Source organism: Flavobacteriales bacterium (genome assembly GCA_021296215.1).
Classification (GTDB): Bacteria; Bacteroidota; Bacteroidia; order Flavobacteriales; family ECT2AJA-044; genus ECT2AJA-044.
In genome coordinates, this window is the sequence record JAGWBA010000109.1 from 1 (window position 1) to 4,643 (window position 4,643).

6 protein-coding genes are annotated in these 4,643 nt (G+C 49.3%); all 6 read left to right on the forward strand.

What is annotated here, in order from left to right; translation table 11 throughout:
• Positions 1-131 precede the first annotated feature (131 nt).
• Entirely contained in the window at positions 132-1,043 is a 912-nt protein-coding gene (locus tag J4F31_11985) for a prolyl oligopeptidase family serine peptidase (protein ID MCE2497275.1), read from the forward strand.
• A complete protein-coding gene (locus tag J4F31_11990; protein MCE2497276.1) occupies positions 1,040-2,449 on the forward strand; it encodes an META domain-containing protein in 1,410 nt (469 codons plus the stop codon). Before J4F31_11985 ends, J4F31_11990 begins: the two co-directional genes overlap by 4 nt.
• 21 nt (positions 2,450-2,470) lie before the next feature.
• Positions 2,471-3,022: a hypothetical protein gene (locus tag J4F31_11995; GenBank protein ID MCE2497277.1), complete on the forward strand. Its 552-nt coding sequence runs from the start codon at positions 2,471-2,473 to the stop codon at positions 3,020-3,022.
• The gene (locus tag J4F31_12000; protein ID MCE2497278.1) at positions 3,023-3,721 is read left to right on the forward strand and encodes a hypothetical protein; all 699 of its coding nucleotides are present in this window, start codon (positions 3,023-3,025) and stop codon (positions 3,719-3,721) included.
• 87 nt (positions 3,722-3,808) lie between these two features.
• A complete protein-coding gene (locus J4F31_12005) occupies positions 3,809-4,090 on the forward strand; it encodes a DUF748 domain-containing protein (GenBank protein MCE2497279.1) in 282 nt (93 codons plus the stop codon).
• 63 nt (positions 4,091-4,153) lie between these two features.
• On the forward strand, positions 4,154-4,643 hold a 490-nt coding region (locus tag J4F31_12010; GenBank protein MCE2497280.1), incomplete at its 3' end, for a hypothetical protein.

Below are 4,643 nucleotides of genomic sequence, written 5' to 3' on the forward strand. Positions count from 1 at the left end.
ACGTCCCTTTTTGATCTTCCTTAAATTCGCTTTCACGATACATGTTGATTTTTGGTCAACCTATATCAGGGACGGACATCCAACTAAACACTAAGAATTAAGAACTAAGAACTACTTAGTATCTTAATTCCATGAAAAACCGCCTCATTTTATCCTTGACGGTTCTGTGGAGTTTTGTGGTCAGCATTGCCTACGCCCAAGAACCAACAGTCACGCAGGGAACGATCGTCTACCTCGACTCCTTTCCCTACGAACTGGTACCGCATCGCCCCTTAGCCATTTGGCTTCCGCCGAACTACACCTCCGCCAAGAAGTATCCGGTCATCGCAATGTTCGACGGTCAAATGTTGTTCGACGCCAATACCACCCGGAACAAGCAAGAATGGGGAGTGGACGAAGTACTCGGCCAAGCGATTATAGACCAAAAACTTCCTCCGGCCATCATTGTAGGGGTCTGGAACATTCCCGACATCCGTTATCGCGAATACTACCCGCGAAAACCCTTCGATGCCCTTCCGAAAACATGGGCCGATTCCATTATAAACTTACGTATGGGCGCGGCACCCACCTCCGACGACTTCCTCAAGTATCTCGTCGATGAGGTACTGCCTTTCGTACATGCAGAACACAGCACCGATCCAAGTCGCGTATACGTTATGGGCTCGTCCATGGGCGGACTCATAAGCATGTACGCTTTGTGCGAATACCCCGACGTCTTCTGCGCTGCCGCCTGCATATCGGCCCACTTCGTCGGCGTGTTTGAATTCACCCCCGAAATCACGGTCACCTTCGCCGATTACATGACCCAAAACCTTCCCGATCCGCGTACCCACCGCACCTACATGGATTACGGCGATCAAGTGCTCGACGCGCAATACGCCTCTGCCCAAGCCATGATCGATGAGCGCATGAAACAGCAGGGCTGGCGCAATCCCAAGCAGTGGAACACCGAATTATTCCCCGGTGCGGCACACGACGAAAAAAGCTGGAACGCAAGATTGATGACCCCGCTCACGTTTTTATTGAAACCCTCGAAGAAATGAACCGCATCTCCATTTTATTTTTCTGCCTAGCGGCAGGATGTCTACTTTCGGCCTGTAACGGCTCCAAGGCAACCGTATCAGCCGAACGTTCGCTAGAAGGTACCGTCACGTATCGCGAACGGGTCATGCTCCCGGCCGATGCTGAAGTCGTGGTTCAGCTCATCGATGCGAGTATCGCGGACATTTCCGCAACCGTCATCGCCACAGATACTTTTTTGGCCTCTACGCCTCCCATGAAATACAGTCTCAAATACGACCCCTCGCTCATTGAAGAAGGTCGTAGATATCAAGTCATGGCGCGGATCTCACACGATGGCAAACTCAGAATGATCAACGACATCGCCACACCAGCTCGGTTCGATGGCACTCCCGTTGAGGTCGTCGTTAGAACCTCGGAAATGTCCTTGAGTTCCTACATTCCGATCGATTTCAAGGCCCAAGGCAACGAGCCCTTCTGGCATTTAACGGTCGACTTCGAACGCGGTTTGCAGTTGCACCGCATGGGAAGTGACGAACCTGTGATGACGCCCTTCCCGGGCCGAACCATTGATCGTGAGTCGCGAGACCTCACTCTCAGCGCCATTACGGAAGCGCACCACTTAGTCGTTCGGATATCCGAAGAGAATTGCCTCGATACCATGGCCGATGAATCGTACCCGTATTCCGTTTCCGTGCAGCTCGATGATTCTATCACCTTGAACGGTTGCGGACATCTCATGGACGACACCCAACGCCTCAAGACCAACTGGGTACTAACCGATATTCAAGGAGCAGAACTCGATTCAGCTTTCAAAGTCCCGTCACTCAGCATCGACCTCCTGCAAGGAACCTATTCGGCTACCGATGGCTGCAACGGAATTGGAGGCGAAATCTCATTCGATCCCGGAACATCGGTCTTCAAACCCGGGATCAGTACCCAAATGTACTGTGGCAACAACTTCGACGTCAAATTCAAAAAGCATTTTTTATCTGTTGACCGTTACGAACTCATCGGTGAAGAACTCCTGCTCTATAAAGGCGACGAACCCGTACTGACCTACAAGCCCGAACCGCTCGGAATGGATCGTGTAGAAAGAGATTTGCACGACATATGGGTGGTTTACGCCATCGGCACCACCCCCATTCCAAAAGGGGTCGAACATCCGCGAATCGAGTTTTATCCGGCTGAAGGCCGCATTAGCGGATATACCAGCTGCAATCACTTTAATGGCTCCCTTGAATCGGCGGTCGGCGAACTTCGAATCGTCGAGCCCTTAGCCATGACCAAGCGGATGTGCCCTCGTTCGGTCGAAAAGAGTTTCTTAACGAGTATTTCACGTATTAGCGCCTATCGGCGCGATGGGCAACGCTTATATTTAATTGACCAAAACGGCCAGCCGATCATGTCTTTGCAAAAAACAGATTAATGGCGCCGTAAAATCTGCTGTATGAAGCGTTGGCAAAAATGGACTTTGGGGGTCGTCAGTACTTTTGTATTGCTATTGATCGCAATCCTTTCGCTAGCATCCGGGCTCATTCACCGATACATCGAAAAACACGATCTCGAACTAGTTGGTCGCGAGATCACCATGCAGGATCTTAATATCGGCTGGCTCACGGGTCAAGTGGAGGTGATCGGTTTCGATATGCGCGAACAAGACACCAGTCAAAGCTTCATTGCCTTCGATCGCCCGTTCCTCGACCTACATCTTTGGGGTCTCCCCCGTAAATTCATCCATTTTAAATCACTTGAGGTCGAATCACCTTCGTTCCATATTGTACAGCACGGTACCGCTTTTAATTTCGACGATCTCCTCGAAAGCGACAGCACCCAAACGGTCAATACCGATACGGCAGCATCGAAGGCAAAGTGGAATGTTGCACTCGAGAATTACCGCCTTTCGCGCGGAGCCATCAATTACCAAAACGACCTCCGGCCCGACCTCCACATTGACAGTTTCAACATACACATTCCCTTGGCCGGCGACACATCGAGTTGAATGGGGACTCACCTGAATTTTCACATTGGCACGGGCGGATACTTCGTCCTCGATACAGAGTTGAAGCCTCTGGACTCGGCTTTTGTATCCAGAATCGTTGTGGAGAATTTCGATTTCGAGTTTCTCGAACCTTTTTTACTCGCGTATCTCGAGCTCGAAGATTTGGAGGGGTTCATGACCATGGACATGACCGCGCGCGGTGGATGGGCCAAGGAAAGCGACATCCAAATTCATGGATTCTTGGAAGTCAGCCAAGTTCAAATGATCGACAAATTCGGCGACGAGCCGGTCGGATTGGACCGCCTACATTTGGGGCTCGACTCCTTTGACCTCTATTCGGTCGAATTCGATTTGGGTGACTTGACCGTAGAAGGGTTTCGGGGTTTGTACGAAGTCTTTCCGAACGAAGGTAGTGGCGTAACCGATTCATATACGCGAATCACCCTTCCGCTCATCAATGAAGAAGGACCGGACACCCTTAAATCCGGCGAAGCCGTCAACTATAACAACCCATTTTCTATTGCCGCCGCGTATGTGGAGCATTTTGCGCAGACCTATAATGACGCGGATTACAAACTCAACCATTTTGAGGTCTCAAAGAGTTCTTTTATCTACAACGACTACACCTTCCGCGATGCATTCCGCTATGAAGTTACAGATTTAGCAATGAATGCGGAGGGCATTGACTCTCACGATTAATACCTCCAAATCAGCACTCAGGCGACCTTGAATCAAGTTGGACGCTTCGAAGGATTTATTCGGTCCTACACGAGTAATCTGAAAGACATGGACATCGAGTACAAAGTATACGGAACAGAATTGTCTCCATTTACCCCGTATTCCGATCTCTATGTCGCACATCCGATCAATCAAGGTAAGGTGCTTTATGAAAACAAGACGGCCATTCGCGACAATCACATCGTAAGTAGCAACAACATCGTTTTGGACGATTTTACCTTTGGACAGAAATCGGACTACGATGCTATTTACTCTTTTCCAGTTCGATTAGCAGTCGGACTCCTAAAGGACAAGAACGGAAACATCGTGCTCAATGTCCCGGTCGAGTGAAATCTCGACGATCCGGAATACGACTATTCAAAAGCCATTTGGACCGCCATTAAGAACATTGCTTTGAACATCGTCAAAGCACCATTCAAGTTTATTGGTGGCCTTTTCGGTATCGACGAAGAAAATCTGAAACAAATCGACTTTGGACTGCTCCAGCTCGCTTTGAGTAATCAGCACGAACGCCAGTTGAACGACATGGCCAAAGTGCTCGATGAACGACCTGAGCTCAACATGGAATTCAGTAGGGTAACCCGAAAATTCGAAACTATGGAAAAGTTTGCCGTGACGGAGGTAGCGCATTTGTACCTATACGGCACACCGGTGGACGACGCTTTACCTAAGAAAGAGTTCGAAGCCGTAAACCACCTGGACATTAACGACAGTGCTTTCGTAGCTTTTGTAGACAAAGGAATTTCCCAAAACAAAAGACATCTTCCCATACAGCTAAAATGCATGGAATACATTGGTCAAGAGAGGGATCAGGTCTTTTTTATGGGGAGTAGCAGGATCAGGCGAATACTTTTTGGAGTCTATAGAGGAACAGTTTCGTATC